Source organism: Paenibacillus sp. FSL H3-0302, from assembly GCF_037982245.1.
GTDB lineage: Bacteria > Bacillota > Bacilli > Paenibacillales > Paenibacillaceae > Paenibacillus_AQ > Paenibacillus_AQ odorifer.
This window is the reverse complement of record NZ_CP150284.1, coordinates 3,118,201-3,135,378: the sequence shown is the minus strand read 5'-3', so window position 1 is coordinate 3,135,378 and position 17,178 is coordinate 3,118,201. Positions and strand designations below refer to the sequence as shown.

Annotated in this window: 13 protein-coding genes; 1 reads left to right on the top strand and 12 read right to left on the bottom strand. The window is 40.2% G+C overall.

Annotated elements, in window-relative coordinates; genetic code table 11:
* Window position 1: 1 nt before the first annotated feature.
* The 6 genes from MHH50_RS13965 to MHH50_RS13940 all read right to left on the bottom strand — a co-directional run bounded on the left by MHH50_RS13965 (window position 2) and on the right by MHH50_RS13940 (window position 8,033).
* The gene (locus MHH50_RS13965; RefSeq protein WP_076194299.1) at window positions 2–979 is read right to left on the bottom strand and encodes a MoxR family ATPase; all 978 of its coding nucleotides are present in this window, start codon (window positions 977–979) and stop codon (window positions 2–4) included.
* 132 nt (window positions 980–1,111) lie between these two features.
* Window positions 1,112–2,200, bottom strand: a complete 1,089-nt coding sequence (locus MHH50_RS13960) for a GerAB/ArcD/ProY family transporter (RefSeq protein WP_076194301.1) — start codon at window positions 2,198–2,200, stop codon at window positions 1,112–1,114.
* Window positions 2,201–2,221: 21 nt separating this feature from the next.
* Complete coding sequence (locus MHH50_RS13955) at window positions 2,222–3,373, bottom strand: Ger(x)C family spore germination protein (RefSeq protein WP_340034465.1); 1,152 nt, start codon at window positions 3,371–3,373, stop codon at window positions 2,222–2,224.
* Complete coding sequence (locus MHH50_RS13950; protein WP_076217912.1) at window positions 3,370–4,812, bottom strand: spore germination protein; 1,443 nt, start codon at window positions 4,810–4,812, stop codon at window positions 3,370–3,372. The genes MHH50_RS13955 and MHH50_RS13950 overlap by 4 nt, the downstream gene beginning before the upstream one ends.
* 199 nt (window positions 4,813–5,011) lie before the next feature.
* Entirely contained in the window at window positions 5,012–6,313 is a 1,302-nt protein-coding gene (locus tag MHH50_RS13945) for a right-handed parallel beta-helix repeat-containing protein (protein WP_340034617.1), read from the bottom strand.
* Window positions 6,314–7,172: 859 nt separating this feature from the next.
* Window positions 7,173–8,033 (bottom strand): DUF421 domain-containing protein, encoded by an 861-nt coding sequence (locus MHH50_RS13940; protein ID WP_076129318.1) that lies wholly within the window; start codon window positions 8,031–8,033, stop codon window positions 7,173–7,175.
* 211 nt (window positions 8,034–8,244) lie between these two features.
* On the opposite strand from MHH50_RS13940, the gene MHH50_RS13935 reads away from it, so the two are divergent.
* Window positions 8,245–8,451 (top strand): DUF1657 domain-containing protein, encoded by a 207-nt coding sequence (locus tag MHH50_RS13935; RefSeq protein ID WP_036678243.1) that lies wholly within the window; start codon window positions 8,245–8,247, stop codon window positions 8,449–8,451.
* Window positions 8,452–8,488: 37 nt separating this feature from the next.
* On the opposite strand, the gene MHH50_RS13930 is transcribed toward MHH50_RS13935, so the two are convergent.
* The 6 genes from MHH50_RS13930 to MHH50_RS13905 form a co-directional block, all read right to left on the bottom strand.
* Window positions 8,489–10,282 (bottom strand): sensor histidine kinase, encoded by a 1,794-nt coding sequence (locus tag MHH50_RS13930; RefSeq protein ID WP_340034463.1) that lies wholly within the window; start codon window positions 10,280–10,282, stop codon window positions 8,489–8,491.
* Between the two features lie 16 nt (window positions 10,283–10,298).
* On the bottom strand, window positions 10,299–11,879 hold the full coding sequence (locus MHH50_RS13925; protein WP_076129316.1) for a response regulator: 1,581 nt from the start codon (window positions 11,877–11,879) through the stop codon (window positions 10,299–10,301).
* A 171-nt stretch (window positions 11,880–12,050) separates the two neighbouring features.
* Window positions 12,051–13,736, bottom strand: coding sequence for an extracellular solute-binding protein (locus tag MHH50_RS13920; RefSeq protein ID WP_175618981.1), 1,686 nt, complete (start codon window positions 13,734–13,736; stop codon window positions 12,051–12,053).
* A gap of 72 nt (window positions 13,737–13,808) precedes the next feature.
* Window positions 13,809–14,705 (bottom strand): carbohydrate ABC transporter permease, encoded by an 897-nt coding sequence (locus tag MHH50_RS13915; protein ID WP_036678249.1) that lies wholly within the window; start codon window positions 14,703–14,705, stop codon window positions 13,809–13,811.
* Between the two features lie 29 nt (window positions 14,706–14,734).
* Window positions 14,735–15,703, bottom strand: coding sequence for an ABC transporter permease subunit (locus tag MHH50_RS13910; protein ID WP_076308569.1), 969 nt, complete (start codon window positions 15,701–15,703; stop codon window positions 14,735–14,737).
* Between the two features lie 244 nt (window positions 15,704–15,947).
* Window positions 15,948–17,168 carry an FAD-dependent oxidoreductase gene (locus MHH50_RS13905; RefSeq protein ID WP_076308570.1) on the bottom strand — a complete coding sequence of 407 codons (1,221 nt, stop codon included), beginning with the start codon at window positions 17,166–17,168 and terminating at the stop codon, window positions 15,948–15,950.
* Window positions 17,169–17,178 lie beyond the last annotated feature (10 nt).

Genomic DNA, 17,178 nt, shown 5'->3' with positions numbered 1-17,178 from the left:
GTCATTCCACCTTTCCGCCTCTTAAGGACGTCACGGGTTCAGCAGGCACCTCAACTTCACGAAGCACTTGCAATACAATATCCGCGGCTTGTCCCTCTCTTGAGCCTAATCCCCGATGAAGCAGCAGACGATGTGCAAGCACGGAAACAGCCACGGCTTTGATATCATCCGGTGTTACATAGGATCTGCCTTGAATAAGTGCATATCCCTGAGCTGATCTAAGCAACGCGCCACTAGCACGTGGACTCGCACCCAGTTTTACTGCTGTAGATTTGCGTGTAGCTTCCGTTATCCGTACGATATAACCTAATAAATCATCACTGATACTTACCGATGCGGCTAAACGCTGTGCGGCTTGAATATCTTGTGCCGTTGCTACAGGAAAAGACTCTTCGAGCGGATTATTCTCACGAAAACGCTGCAAAATATGTATCCCTTCATCAAAGGTAGGATAACCCGTAGTAATCCGCATCAAAAATCGATCTAATTGAGCCTCAGGCAGTGGGAAGGTCCCTTGGTTGTCTATCGGATTCTGAGTAGCAATGACAAGAAACGGTGCTTCTAATCCGTGCGTTACCCCATCGATAGTAATTTGCCGTTCCTCCATACACTCCAGTAGGCTGGATTGGGTTCTAGGTGTTGCACGATTAATTTCGTCAGCCAGCAGTATATTGGCAAATACCGGACCTGGTCTGAACTGAAACTCTCCCGTCTTCTGATTGTAATAGTTGATCCCGCTTAAATCGGAAGGCAATAAATCCGGCGTAAATTGTATGCGCTTAAATGAACAATCCAATGATTTGGCAAGCACCTTTGCCAGCAAGGTTTTACCCGTACCAGGTACATCTTCCAGCAAGACATGTCCATTCGCAAGTAATGCGGTCAGCAGCAGGTCTACTCCCTCCTCTTTTCCTACAATGACTTTGGCAAGATTGGCCCTAATAGATTTGATAAGTTCAGCTACTTCTTGAAGATTCATGTGAATACACCATCCAATCTGAGGATAATTATGTAATAAGTGCTTTAATCATAACAGAAAGCGTACCCGATTTATAATTCACAAAAAAAGGCACTGCCCATAATTAGACAGCACCCGTCTTCCATTCGATTTTCATTTCGCCGTCTTATGCCGATATCGAAAGAAAGCTACAATCCCGTAATAAATGGGTATGCTTTCAACGATTAGCCAAATGATCACAATGGCAAAGCTTTTGTAGTGTTCGTAATATCTGCCGACGTCGCGTGAATATAAGTACGCTATTGTCACTGAAGCCAGTGTTAAAAGGGGAACGTAAATTTTTTTACTATTAGTATTAAACAAACTTGCTACACATTTTGAAGCTATATAGATAAGGAAAGCGCTGTGAATAAACATCGAAGACGACCATATCCCAATCAAAAGCGGGTCTGTATTACCTAATAAATTATCTTCTTTCGAACTACGCACCATCTCAAGAAAAGGATATTGGAGTTGCTGGCCTAAATGTGGACCAAAACTCATCATTGTCAATAACCATCCTATTAAGACCGTAATTGAAACATAGAACTGCGCAAATACTAATCTTTTTATCATTTTCGCTTCAATTTTTAAATCAGGTGCAATGAACAAAAGGACAATCCATTCTCCAAACCATGACATGACCACAATAGAATCTTTCAGGGCGATTCCAGGATCATGATAATGAAAGAAAGCAGGTACCATATTAAAGTCCGCGTTTGGAAGGAATAAATTAAATAAAATGATCACGGTAATAAAGAAAATAATAAATAATCCATCGGCCATATATGTAATTGTTGCAAATCCTAGACTTGCCGTGTACATGATTACGAGACCAACGACACACTGGATAAATAGAGGTGGAGTTCCTCTTAAATAATTCGAGCCGAAAAATAGTACGAAATTCTCTATATCGAAAGAAACATAATAAACACACCAGCATAGTAGGAGCAGAATCATAAATTTATGTGGCCATTTGCCAATGATCTCTTTTCCAAAGTGAACCCAAGCTTGATTAGGTCGCAGCTTACCAACATAGATTGTAAACCACAATAATATCAATCCTAATAAGGAGCCAACGATTAATGCAATCCAGCCTTGATAAGAGGAAGTAGCAATAATAGCTGGTATCAAAAAAATGGTGGTTTGTGAGCTAAAAAAAATGGTGATAAACCGGAACAGCTGCCACTTTGTTGTACGCATAACTTCTCCTTCCTCAGTTCTTTATTTTGCTGTCCCAAAATCCACAATCCGAAAGTCCGTCTTCACCTTAATATCTGCCTCATGAGCGTAGTAATTATCCCAACGTTCTCTTAATTGCTTCCAAAGTTTCGGATCATTCCATTCCAGCAACATGCCGAGCTGTAGAACATCCGCACCTGCTTTTTGGGATAAATGTATAGCTTCGGTCAGATTAGCAGTTACTTTATCGCTTAGTTTCTCTGTAATGATATTACTGATCTCTTCTAGATTTCTTTTCTTAGGATCCCTTAAATAAATCACACTAGCTTTTCCCTTTAATTTCACTGTAAAAACTGGACCCTTATCCGTTATTTTTACTTTTTTCGAAGATTTGGTGCTAACAAATACAACACTTGCTGCACTTTCTCCACCATCCCAGGTAACAGAATAAACCGACAGCTTAAGCTTGCCTGCGGCCCATGCCAATGCCCTCCCCTCTTTAAGCTTTAGTATTCCCTTCATTTTCTCATTCTGAAACAACATTGCTCCTTGAATGCCTGCCCAATATTGTGGTTTACCTTCTTTTGTAGTTTCTTCTTTTTTGCCAAATGAAAGATGATTTATAGCAAATCCAACGCCCGAAGCCTCAGCGAATATGCAGTCCTTAATTGTAGTCGAAAACATGTATTTTTCTGTTCCAAAGCTCCTCAGTACATCAGAAGGCAATTGTTCATAGATAGGTGTTAATGTATTCATCTCTTTTGCACTGCCGGGACTAGCCATGACATAGGTTCCAAGGGGGAGACTTGGCTCTCTTCTAATCCATAATAGGAGTTCACCAATCCCTTGTTCTGCATAAGCTTTCCCTAAGACAATTATTTTCAATTGGGAAAGACTAAGTTGACGTGTCAGATCTTTTTGAACTAGTAACATGGCGTCTGCGATCGTATCTGCGGTCTTAGAAACTGTAGAATAACTATTCCCATCACCGCCACCACTTGAAGGCTGGCTTCCCGAGTTTAGACGATTGGGCAAAGGAGAGTTAATCGTAATTTCAACGGTGCCTGCTTCTTTGCCTACATCTATAAATAAGCCGTACACAAAGGTTAATTCGTCCAGTTCCACCTTTGAAGACCAACAGCCTGTTAAATTTAGGAGTAGAAGTATAACAACTCCTATCTTTAGAGTTCTCATTTTTGATTCTGTCTCCTTAGATTCCTGTTGCTATAAAGTTTGCTGCGTTTCTTCATATAGTTAGAGGGAAAGCGAGATAATGTGTCCTTCCAATCTTCTAACACCAAAGGGGCAACGGGTTGTAAATATGGTGAACCTAACGGTCTAAGATTAGCTAAATGCCCGTAAATCAAAAAAGCTGTAATATATACCCCGAGCAATCCCATTGTTCCCCCCATAATCAATAAAGGGAAACGAAGTAAGCGAAAAGTCAGACCGAGCTCATAATGGGGAATAATGTAGGTGGCAATACCGGTAATGGAAACAACAATAACCATAGGAGCGGATACAATTCCCGCTTGCACCGCAGCCTGACCGATGACTATACCGCCAATAATTGAAACGGTCTGGCCTACAGGCTTTGGTATTCGGGTTCCAGCTTCTCTAAGGGCTTCGAAGGTAAGCTCCATAATCAAAGCCTCAGTCAATGCTGAGAAAGGAATGTTCTCTCTGGCAGATGCTATCGTAATTAACAGGTTTGAGGGAATGATCTGAGGATGAAAGGTTGTAATCGCAACATAAAGCGATGGAAGAATCATCGATATGATGGAGAACACAAATCGAACGATTCGAATCCAGCTTGCGGCATAGAAGCTTTGATAATAATCCTCAGAGGATTGTAGCATTGTAAAAAAAGAGGTAGGTGCAATCATTGCAGTGGGTGTGCCATCCTGTAATATTCCGATCCGGCCTTCCATTAAAGAAGCTGCCACCGAGTCGGGGCGTTCTGTATATTGAAATACCGGAAATGGTGTCAAGTTCCCCTTCCGTAATTGTTCCGATATATAACTAATGCCCAATATGCCATCAATATCTATTTCATTTAGTTGCTTTTCAATTTCAGCAAGAACTTCTTTTTTATAAAGTCCTTCAATATATACAACATACACATCAGTTTTTGTATATTTACCAATGGTATAATGAATAGTCTTTAGATCCGGATGTTTAATTTTGTGTCGGAGCAGGGACAGATTTGTTTCAATATCTTCAATGAATGCTTCTTGTGGTCCAATCACCACAAGTTCATTTTGTGATTCCGTAACCGATCTTTTCTGATATTGCGTGATCTCAAAATAATAAACATAAGGAAGCTCTTCAAAATAAAGCACTACTTTCCCAGCAACAATCAAATCCACAGCCTTGTTTATGTCAAACTCCTTAAGATACGGGATGGGAAAAACAGCTCCTCGATCCAATCGTTCTAAAAAATCCGGCCATTTGTGCTCTGAATTTGCTTCATTTCTTAGCGGCAATGCAATATCTTTATGAAGACTCAGGGAATTTACGATGAATGGGATATAGATCAAGTCACAGGAATGCCCATGAAGGCGAATGTTTTGAAAAACTGCATCACTAGATCCTTCCAGTTGTTCTTTTATTGTTTCAATAATTCCAGACATCTGCAGACTACCCCCAAAATTGTGACTTGTTAATCTGGCTTAGTTTGCCAACGTGATGGAAGGTTTATACTTAAAACAAACCAAATAGGCACAAATCCGGTATAGTACCGGACTCATGCCCATCAAAATATCGAATAAAATGACCTATCTAATCCTACAGAGTCAATTAAATAAGGAGCTCAAACCCCTAGCTTTCAAATCACGGAAAAGTTGCACCAATATTAGTTCCGCTAGGTGTTCCAGATCCGATTAGATCGCTACCCCCAGTTAATTTGAGGAAACTGCCCAGACTAAAAGAACCATCTGCATTTCGCACCACTGAAGGTGTAAGACTTACAAAATCAGCGGTACTGGCCACCAAACCCTTGGCATTGGTACTTGCATTACTTTTCCACCACACATTAGTACTTAGAATATCGGTTCCACTTGTTTTGTCACTCGATCCTCCAGCAAAAGACAAGTTGTTCGTAAATTGGTGAGTACCGGCATCAAAAGCAAAGTTACTCTGTCCGTTACTCCAAGAAGTATTATTTGTTAGTTGAATGGAACCTGGATTACTATTGTAAGTGAATCCGTGTTTTTTATTTTGAAATGCTATGCTATTCAGCACAATATGGTTTACTGCAATTTTTTCACCACCTAGTTTGAATCCATTCCCATCACTGTTTGCCGTTGAATTTCCATCTGAGGTCTGTCCGTTCTTATAGGAGATACTATTCTTGATCGTCACCACTCCGATGGGGCCTGTTTCTGATTTACTGTAAAGATCCCAGCCGTCATCTGTATTCCATGCAGCTATACATTTATCGAATACGTTACCAGGACCTATGGTCAGCTTAGCAGCAAAACCATCAGCGTCTTCCCCGTTATCCGGATCATAATTATCATGAGAATACACTCCAATGATCTGATTATAGCTCGGCCATTGACTCATGCTGGTCAGTGATGAAGCATACCGGCTGATTTGCAGTCCCGAATCCCGATTATGGTGGGTTTCAACATTCTCAATAATGTTATAGTTCCCGCCAATAAAGATCCCATTGTCTCCTGAGCCTCTTATCTCTAATCCTTTTACCTTCCAGTAGTTACCGTATATCTGCAAACCACGTTGAGCTGGGTCAAATGGCTGGGCGTAAAAATCCAATATAGGCTTCTCAGTCCCATATGCAGCGATGTTCTTTCGTAAGTTAGAGCATCCGCTATTATCTTGTCCAACAATTATTGTTGAAGAATACGTGTAAACCCCTCCACGCATATAGATGGTTTCCCCGGGGGCTACCTTCGTAACCGCTGAGGCCAGTGTGGTTGGACTACCAATTGTTCCTGCGTTGCTGTCCAGACCATTTGGAGCTACATAAATAGAGCCTGCAACTGGTGTTGCTGTTGGTGTTGCTGTTGGTGTTGCTGTTGGTGTGACGGTTGGAGCTACTGTCGCAGTGGGAGTTGCACTTGCTGTTGGAGTAGCCGTAGGAGCTACCGTTGGTGCAATTGTTGGAGCTATAGTAGGCGTTGGTGTCGGAGTGCCCGTTGTGATATCGGAGACATTGATATTGTCGAACTTCGCTGCTGTCTTATAAGCTACAAGTCCTATACCTCCTGCTGTCAAAATGTTATCGTGTGCATTTAGCTGTAAAACATCATTAACATACATTTTAAGCGAATCTCCACTAAGCTCTAGCCTAACTGTATAGGCAGTCCCTGTAGTTATAGGAAAATCAGTTTTACTAGCCAGTGTTGAACTTGAACCATTCACTTTTTTTCGTATTTCAAGCGTCCCACCATTACTGTTAGACAGAGATGCAGCATAATAGTTATTTCCGTCAACATAGCGCCCGCACACATAAGTTCGATTAGTCCCATTGAAATCATCAATCTTCACATCAACCTGAACGCTGTAATCTGTCCACGTGTTGCTACCGGAGAACGAACGTCCTTCGTTTTGACTGGATTGGTAATACACATGATTGCCACCTTCTTCAACTACAGACCAAGTTCCTGTTGTACTCGTCCAATTGTCGGCATTTCCATTCTCAAAATCATTACTGAAGATATTTGCTGCCTGAGCGGTAGGGTTACTCCATGCCAAATTACCTAGAACCAGCGAAGTTGTAAGCGCAACCATAATTCCGAATGAAAATCTTCTTTTTAGTTTCACGTGAACATCTTCCTCCTTGTTTTCTGATGTAAATAAAAAGCGAAGGCATTCCTCCAATCTTGTGTCATCTATAACTCCAGCCTAATCTCAACTATAATTAATATTTCGAAGTTGTACAGCTACTTTATGCCCATATTATTACATTAATTTAAATTAATATAAAAAACACCCTCGATCTTACTCGAGAGTGCCTTTATCTTTATTCTTAGCTTTGAATTAACGGTTTCAAAACCTTCAGTGAAGCTTGCAATTGCTCCGAACATTGCTCATACATTTTTTTAGCTTTTTCATTATCTGTTGATAAACTGAACATTTCTAAATCAGCTTCACATTTTTTCAGCAAAGCATATAATTGAGGCTTATCCTGCGGCTGTGGGACTTTAAAGTTATCGGCATACAAATCGACAGTCAGCTCACCATAAGAATCAACTTGTCCAAGAAAAACATTCTCAACCGTAAAACCCATTTTCTCAAGGGCTCCATCCAGCCAGCTTCGCGTCAGGTTTAGGGTGTCTAATGGTTTGTCGAGCACTTTACCATCCATAATGACAACTTGCGACTCTTTCTCCGGGGCAACCTTTATACCCAATTGCTTAGGGGTTACCGGCTGATATTCACTCTTGAGTAAAACATTTATGGCTCCATCAGATTCCATAATCGCAAATTCCACTTCCGATATATTGAAAACGTCTTTTTTGCGTAATTCCTCCAGCAGTTCATCTGTGGTTAAACGTTCTTTTTTCATATGATCTTCGAGTATTTTTCCATCCTTAATTAGTACGGTGGACTTGAAATCAATAAAGTCTCTTGCTTTTTTACTCTTCATCTGAAGATATTCGATCCCTAAAGAACAAGCCACCCATACAATCAGTGCAATGAGCCCTAAATGCCATAACTTATCCGTATCCAAAGAAATGTAAGCGGCTAAGCTGCCGACGGTTATCCCCGTAATATACTCGAAGAACGAGAGCTGTGATACTTGTCTCTTTCCAAGTAATTTTGTTAAAAAGAAAAGTACAACCACAGCAAAGAGCGTTCGAACTACAACCTCCAACCACTCCGGCATTACAAATACCCTCCTTTTTGAATCAAAGCTTGTTTATTTACTAACACTCATTATTTGTCAATAAAGCCGCATTCAATCCGGAATTGCACTACTTATTTATGGAAATCACCTATTACTACAAACATGAATTTTTTTCCTGCATAACGCTAGAAGCATTTGAGGACAATAGCATTCGTCATGCTAATAATCCAACACAGAGGAGAGAAACTCAATGACAGTAGCCTCACAAGTTAAAACATGTTTATCTTCTTTAAAAGGTGCTCAAGCCAGTCTTGAACAATTTGCATTAGAAACACAAAACGAGAGTGCAAAAACCTTGTTCACAAACGCAGCCGAGCAAACACAACAAATCGTAACTCAAGTAGAGAACAGGGTAACCGAATTGGAGTCCGAAGAGCCTCAATATAAAGGATTCTAATTAAAGTTAAAGGGGTCTTAGGCTAGAAAAACTAGCTTTAAGACCCCTTTTCATCATGTACAACATTCGAACGAATGCCACGCTTGCCCTTATTAGCAGGAATGAGTATCTGAACAGAAGTGCCAATTCCAACACGGCTAAAAATGGTTACGCCGTACTCAGATCCATATTGTAGTTTAATTCGCTGATCCACATTACGGACCCCATAACCTGTATTCGTGTGACCCTTTGGATCAAAAATTTGTTCAATACGTTCCTGTCTCATGCCGATTCCATCATCAATGATACGGAACAGAATATTATTGCCCTCTTTACGCCCAACAATGCGTAAATGAATGTGATCACCACACCAGGCGTGCTTCAGCACGTTCTCGATAAAGGGTTGTAGAATGAGCTTTATGGTCTCATAAGGCCAGATTTCTGTATCAAAATCAAACATAACTTCCAGACGTTCACCGTATTTAATTTTCTGAATTTCTAAATAAGCGTTTGCCTGCTCAATTTCAGTCGGGACCGGAATCATGGTACGTCCTTCATTAAGCGTCAGGCGATAAAACTTCGCTAATTCCAGCACCATCTGCTGCAGCTTCTCATTTTGACCAAACTTGGCTAATTGAATAATAGATGACAACGTATTATATAGAAAATGAGGATTGATTTGTGATTGCAGAATTTCAAGCTCTGCTTCCTTCTTCTGGAGCTGCGTCAAATATACCTCTTTAATCAACATATCGATATTTTCGCCCATATCATTTAATGCGGTTGCAATCTGAGAGAATTCATCCTTGCCTCGATAGGAAATACGCTTGTGAAGATCACCTTCCCGATAGGCATTCAGCACGTATACGAACTTATTAATCCGAATTGAAAAATATCGGGATATAAATATGCCGACAAAACTAAAGACAACACAACAGATGAGACACATTAAAATAATAAACAGTCGTACCTTCACTGCATCCTGTTCAAGTATCGTAATTGGAACTAGCGCGTTTAATTGCCAAGCTTGGTTAGAAACCGTAACTGTTTCACTAATCGTCAGGTAATCCTTATTAAGTTCGGCTTCATTGGTATAGTGCTCTGGTAGTTCTCCCGATTGGTACATCGTTCTTCCGAACTCGTTTTTTAAAATTAGAATACTTCCTTTTCCTATCTTCGTATAATTCACACTATTGAACAGATCTGGAATGCCAACATTAATCCGCAGGAAGCCAATCTCCTTAGGTACAAGAGGATCATATGTATCTATTAATCTACGTAGCAACGAGATACGATTATTTTCTACATCGCGCTCAATCTGCCACCATTTCATAGTCTCCGCATATTTCTCGGTTGGAAAATCATAATACCAGGATTTCCCTTCAATCCGGTTCATATGATAAAGATGATAGAAGCTACTATTATCCAGATAGCCCTCTAGCGAATTCGAATAGATCTCAGGAATGGATTCATTCTTTAAAAATAGCGACATCCCAATCCTCATACCCGTTGATTGAATAGCTACATCCAGCTTTGGAAGTACCTTCATAGACATCCGGTCATAATTCTCCCAGCCTTCTTCATAGCTTCGCAGATTCCGATAGAAATCATAATCACTATATAACTGTGTTGATATCCGGATAACTTCCCCCATTTTATAATCAATATTATCGCGAATTTGCAACAACGTACCTTTAATATTCGAACTTGTATGCTCGCGTAATGAATCATTGTACATAGAGTGAGAGACAAAACCTATCACAGATACTGGGATAATAATGAAAAAAATATACGTCAGCATTAATTTATACCCTATCGGCACATACTTATGTTTACTTCTTGGTTGTTTCATGCAACATCATCCCCCATCACTTCTCCCGCTTACGATATTCCATAGGTGTCATACCATAGGCTTCTTTGAATTGTCTGCTGAAGTAAGGAAGATAACGGTAACCTACCTGGCTCGCGATTTCATAGATTTTACACTTCGGATCTTTCAAAAGCTTGCCGGCTTGTTCCATTCGCAGCTGAATGAGTACTTCGCTGAACGTTTTCCCAGTCTCCTCCTTAAATAGATATCCCAAATAGTTGGGTGAGAAAGAGAACTGCTGTGCAATATCCTTTAACGTAAAATTCTCGCTCATCTTATCCTTCATCATTTGCATAATTTCTCTAATCAGTTTATTGTTCACTGACTCTGTTTTGCTGCGTAGGTACTCGGATATCTCAAACGTTTTGAGTACAAGCCAAGAGCGTATATCACTGATCGTATCGAATTGAAGCAAAATATCTAAACTATGTAACTCCATACCTAAGATTTCAAATAAATCCTCACTAACCTCTTTCAACTGCTGATCCAGCTTCCATATAATATACATGGCTAGATTATGAATCGTGAATTTAGATCTTAAACTACTCACGGATCTGAACAGCTTATCGATCTCGTCATAAATAAGGACTAACTCATATTCTTTCATCGCTTTAAAAAGTGTATCCATACGGGCATCCAACGTACGGGCATCAATCATTCCAGGTTCGCTGCTAACCGTTTCATACATAATTAGTTTGCCCTTGCCGAGAAACATCTTTCCGTCAACGGCTTCCATAGCTTGCCGATAGGAGGTGTGGACCTGGTCCATAGCAAATGTAGGCTTCCCTACACCTACGGTCATAGTGACAGGAAATTTTGTGCGAATTGACTCATAAATTTCTTCAATAAACTTCTCCATCTCCTGTTCGTTAATCAACAACGCGATTCGATAAGACGATACCTTATAGCAATGTGGCATACCGTGCTTCTGAGCAATTGTATTCACTTCATACAGAAAGTCCTTGGACATTAGATGTTTAGTTAGATTATCCTGTTCTTGAAACCAATTGAAATAATCCAGCTCCAAAACCGCCACACGTATAGGCCACTCCAGCTTATCCAGACCGTAAGACTTCATAAGCTTCAACATTCCAGCTTGAGTGTCCCCCTCCCATTCCCCTTCAAATAAGCGAATCAACAAATCATTTTTGGCCATAGGAATCATATGCTGATAAGCTTCTTCCACGTCACGCCGTTTACTTTCATCATCTAAATCCTGCTTTACTTTCTGTAGTGCAGCAATAAGTTCCTTGTCATCCATTGGCTTAAGGACATAGCTATATGCTTTTAGTGAAAGCGCCTGTTTCACATAGCTGAAATCCTGGTAACCGCTTACAAAAATCACACGTATATCGTTTTTTTTCTCTATGGCAATCCGAGCCAGCTCTAGACCCGACATATTCGGCATATTCACATCACTAACAATAATATCAATAACATGCTGTTCTAAAATATCGCATGCCGTAAACGCGTTATTCGCTGCCTCCACGACCTGCATACCCAGTTCATTCCAAGGAATGAATTGTCTCATGCCTTCAAGATCAAGCATCTCATCGTCTACTAATAATACGTTGTACATCAACACAATCCCCCTTTGAAATGTTTTAATCCAACCAGCTGAATTCTACTAACCAATCTTTTTCAGTATACCATTCATTCTCTTCCCTAACAGCTGATAAAACAATGAGTACAAGAAATGGGACGTAAAAACGAAGGCTTGCTAAATAGCAAACCTTCGTATTACAAATTATTATTTACCTAAAGCTTTCTTATTTTCTGTCCATACTTTTGTTACATAATCAAGGAATTTCTCATAGCCAACCTTGATAGAATCTTCATGTGCTTTATCAAGAATTGCTAATGCTTCTGCATCAGTCTTCGCATACATCGATTTTGCTCTTGCTGTTAACCAGATATCTCTGACACTTTGTCTGATAATCCCTTCTTCACTGTCTGGAGCCGGATCCCAATTCAGGAACTCCGTAAAGTCACCTTGCGAAGCCCAAGTTACTTCCATCTGCCAACGGTTACTAAAGTCAATCTTGTCAGCTGGAAGGGTTTGCAACATCATTTTCTTTGTATTATCCAAGAAAACAGTATTACCTACCCATACCAAGTCACCGGCTTTTCCGTTAATTTCGGACAGAGCTTCTGGCTCATTCAGATATTTATCTTTATTAAATTTAGGAGTAAGTCCATCTGCTTCAAATCCATCCCAATACCCTTCTGGTCCTGGAGGTCCCCAGTTAAGAACCATAGAACCTTCTGGTCCTGTCATCCAGTCAAGCATAGCGAATACAGCCTCTGGATTTTTAGCGTTTTTAGTGATTGTAGCAACGTTCCAACCTAACTGATTATACGTTCCTGGAGTAATCTTACTTTGATCCAAACCAGCTTTGTAAATCGGTTTAATAAACATATATCCAGCTTCCGGATCCGTCTTCTTCATCTCTTCATCAGCAGTGGCGAGCAATTTCATTGGATCAAAAGTCGCAATAACAGCAAACTTGCCATTCATCGCTTTCTCTCTAATTTGATCTTCTGTTTGAGTATTCGCATCCTGCGTCATTAGCTTCTCACGCATTAATTTAGCAGCAAATACAACTGACTCACGGAATCCTTCATCCTTGTATATCGAACCCATTTTGTCGCCATCAGGTACGGCGTATATTCTAGTATACGACAGATTACTCTCTTTAAAAGAGGAGAATAACTGGTCAATTCCGTTACCATCTCTCGCTAAACCCGTCTCGAACGGAATAACGTCAGGGAACTTCGCCTTAACAGCATTTAAATAAGCATACAAATCATCTGTCGTTTCTAGCTTAGGAGAACCAAGCTCTTTGTAAATCTTTTTATTAATAGCATAACCGGCGTTTCCGTTTGGTTGAGTTGTATAATAATTCGGCAGCTGATAGATCTTCCCATCAGGGGAACGAAGCAATTCCAAATGTCCAGCTGTTAAGTATTTCTTAAAGTTTGGATATTTATCAATATATTCATCCAAAGGAACTAGCATATCCGCTTGGCGAAGACGTTCTACGTCAGCACCTTTCTCGGTCCACACAATATCCGGCAGCTCGTTACCAACGATCATCGTTTGCAGCTTTTGAGCGTTATTACCACCAGAGCTAATTCCTGTGACATTGATCTTCAGATTATCTAAAATCCATTTAGAAGCAGCATCTTTGCCCCATTTCGGCATTTGATACCAGCCGTAATTTCCGTAGAATGAGATTTCAAGCGGTTCTTTCCCTAATTCATACAAATCAGCCGCAGGAGCTTCAGTTGCTGTGTTGACCGCTGTTCCTCCTTCTTTCTCTGGTTCAGCAGTTGCCGCCGGAGCGCTTGAATTGTTGCCACCACAACCCGCCACCAAAGTCGTTAATAGCAAGGTAGACATCATACCGAGAAGCATCTTTCTCTTAGTCTTCAATGTATTTTCCCCTTTCAATTTGTAATCTATGTTCAAAGCAATACGCTCTAAACCCAATCTCATTCTATCATCCTACTCTTTCAATGATCCGACCAAGACCCCTTTAACGAAGAATCTTTGTAGGAATGGATACACACATACAATCGGAATGGTTGCAACCATGATCGTAGCCATCGTTAATGACTTCGAGGTTATTTTCTTAGCCGAGTTAATATGAGCAATGGAGCTTGCATCTACATTAGACAGCTGTTCTGAAGCAATATTAGAGAACAATATCTGCCTTAAGATGGTCTGAATCGGCATTAACTCCTCTTTCGTAATGTAAATACTCGCTACGAACCACTCATTCCAGTGATTTACTGCTGTGAACAAAGATAATGTTGCTATAACTGGTCCTGACAAAGGAAGCACGATGCGGACAAAAGTCCCCCAATATCCGCAACCGTCAATCTTTGCTGACTCCTCTAAACCTTGTGGAAGACCTTGAAAGAAGGTCCGGAATATGATCATATTCCATACGCTGACCAGTGCAGGAATTATAAACACCCAAAATGAGTTGAAGAGACCTAAACTTCTGATAAGCATGTATGACGGAATGAGTCCCCCACCGAAATACATAGTAATGATACACATAATCATGTAGTATTTGCGACCCATCAGTTCACGCTTCGACATTCCATAAGCGAATATCGAAGTGGCCAGTATCGCTGTTACTGTACCGATTACTGTCCGCAATGTAGCAATGACGAATCCACCCATTAGACGAGAATCTTCAAAAACGATCTTATAATTCTCAAGCGTGAACTCACGGACCCAGAAAGTAACTCCACCTTTCGAAGTATCCATCCCCTCATTAAAGGAAATAACAAGTGAGTTCCAAAATGGATAAAAAGCGGAAAATGCCAGTAAGGTCAAAAATACATATATGAATCCTATAAATATTCGATCTCCTATATTAATACGTTTCATAGTTTGGTCCCCCTATATTGAGTAATTCATTACCACAAGCTGTTCCCTGCTCTTCTGGCAATGAAGTTGGCAAAGGTAAGTAATGTCACGCTGATCACGGCCTTGAACAATCCGATAGCAGTCGCATAGGAGTACCTGAAATTGTCTATACCGACACGTACAACATATACATCAACTGAATCTGACACTTCTCGTAGAGCTGGATTGGAAGCTAGGATCAAAATATCTTCGAATCCTGCATTCACCAGATTACCGATTGCCAAAATCATAAAGATGATTACAACTGGCATAATTGAAGGCAACGTTATCAAATATATCTGTTTAAACCGACTTGCACCATCCATCGAAGCCGCTTCGTATAAATGCGGATCAATACCAGCAATGGCAGCTAAGTACACGATTGAAGCAAATCCAATTTCTTTCCATACATTGGTTGTAACTAAAATGCCCCAGAAATATTCTGTCATGGAAAGGAAGTTGATCGGTTCATCAATGAATTTCAATTTCTCAAGCAGCATATTTATACTGCCGTTATCTACGGATAACATCGAGGTAACCATTGAGCCGATAACTACCCAAGATAAGAAGTGAGGCAAGTAAGTAACGGTCTGAATCACCCGTTTAAAGAACATCTTACGGACTTCGTTCAGCATTAACGCCAAAATAATCGGTGCAGGAAATCCAAAACAAAACTTCAGTAAGCTGATGATGATTGTATTTTTCATAACCACTTCAAATTCAGGAGCATTAAAGAAGTAAATAAAGTGCTTTAAGCCAACCCAGTCACTGCTAATAAAGCTATTCCCTAACTTGTAATCCTGGAATGCAATTAGAATCCCGTACATGGGGATATAGGCAAAAATAAAAATTAGAACAAGTGCTGGCAATACCATAAGCTGTAGATCTATTTGCTTAAAAAAGCGTCTGATCCCGCTAGTTCGTTGCTTGTTGAGATTCGGTCCGGATCTCTTGTCTGGTGCGACGCTTGCGTTCGCCATAGGTGAATCCTCCTTGTGATGATTTTGAAGATATGTACAGATAATTGATGTCCTTTCTCCCTCCGCTATAGTTGCAACATTTATAAAATAATCATAAGGTTTAAGCGCTTTCAAAAATATATGACAAAACAACTATTATTGATACTTTGACACTTTCTTGCATTAGCTCGTCTCATATTCCTTAAGCTTGATTAAAAAAAGACACATGCAGAGATAACATCTGCATGTGTCTTTGACTTTCTCCTTAATTAGCAAGAGTCCTCAGTATTTCTTCATTTATCTTTTCAGAAATTACTTTTTGGACCTTCCCATTATCCAGATAAACAATAGAAGGAAATGAATCTATCCCTAGCTTGGCAGCAAGTCCGGGTGACTTATATACATCTACCTTTGTGACCCTGACATCCGAATGGGATTGCTCAAATCCCTCAATTAAAGGCAATAACTCCCGACAGGATGGATCTGTGGCATTCCATAAATAAACAACAGATGCTTTGCCTTGATTCAGAATTTGATGCTCATACACCTCACATTCAGATATATACTTCTCTGCACCATACCCTGCAATGGCACCATCGCCAACAGCGGTAGCAACTTGTTTAAGAAACTTATCGCACACATCTCCTGCTGCAAAGACCCCAGGTATATTCGTTTCCATTTTCTCATTAATAAGTACATATCCATTACGATTCAAATCTACTACCCCTGATAAAATTTCTGTGTTCGGGGTGTATCCAATAAATAAGAAACATGAATCGACCTTTACGATTTGCAGTTCATTAGATTTTAAATTTTTCAGGACGACGGAATTCAAACGTTCTTCACCTTCGAAAGAACTTACCACCGTATTCCACATGAATTCCATTTTAGGGTTTTCTAGTGCCTGCGTTTTGGCAATTTCATTACAATCCATTTTCCCATGATCATGCATGACAGATACGATCACTTTATCTGCAAACTTAGTCAGAAACATCCCTTCCTCAATAGCTGCATCACCACTGCCAACGACCATAACTGTTTTCCCCGTATTTGCCGCAGCGTCACAGGTTGCACAAAAGGAAATCCCTTTATCATATAAGAACATATCTTCATTAGCTGCACCTGTAATTCTTGGTTTTCCTCCACTGGCTATGATAATGACTTTACATTCATATCGAACCCGAAAGGTTTCCACTACTTTAATCTCTTCCGCTACCGAGACAGATTTGACATCTGTCATTTTGAAATCAACACCAAATTTTTTGGCTTGTTTATGAAATAATCCCATAAGATCTGTTCCGGTCGTTCCTTCAGGAAAACCAGGATAATTTTCTATTTCATTAGTATAAGTCGCAAGACCGCCTACCAGCGATTTTTCCAAAAGAAGTGTCTTCAATTTTGCTCGTCCACAATAGATCCCTGCTGTTAATCCAGCAGCCCCGCCACCAATAATGACGACATCATACTGTTCTGTCTTCTTTTCCATTTCAATTGAC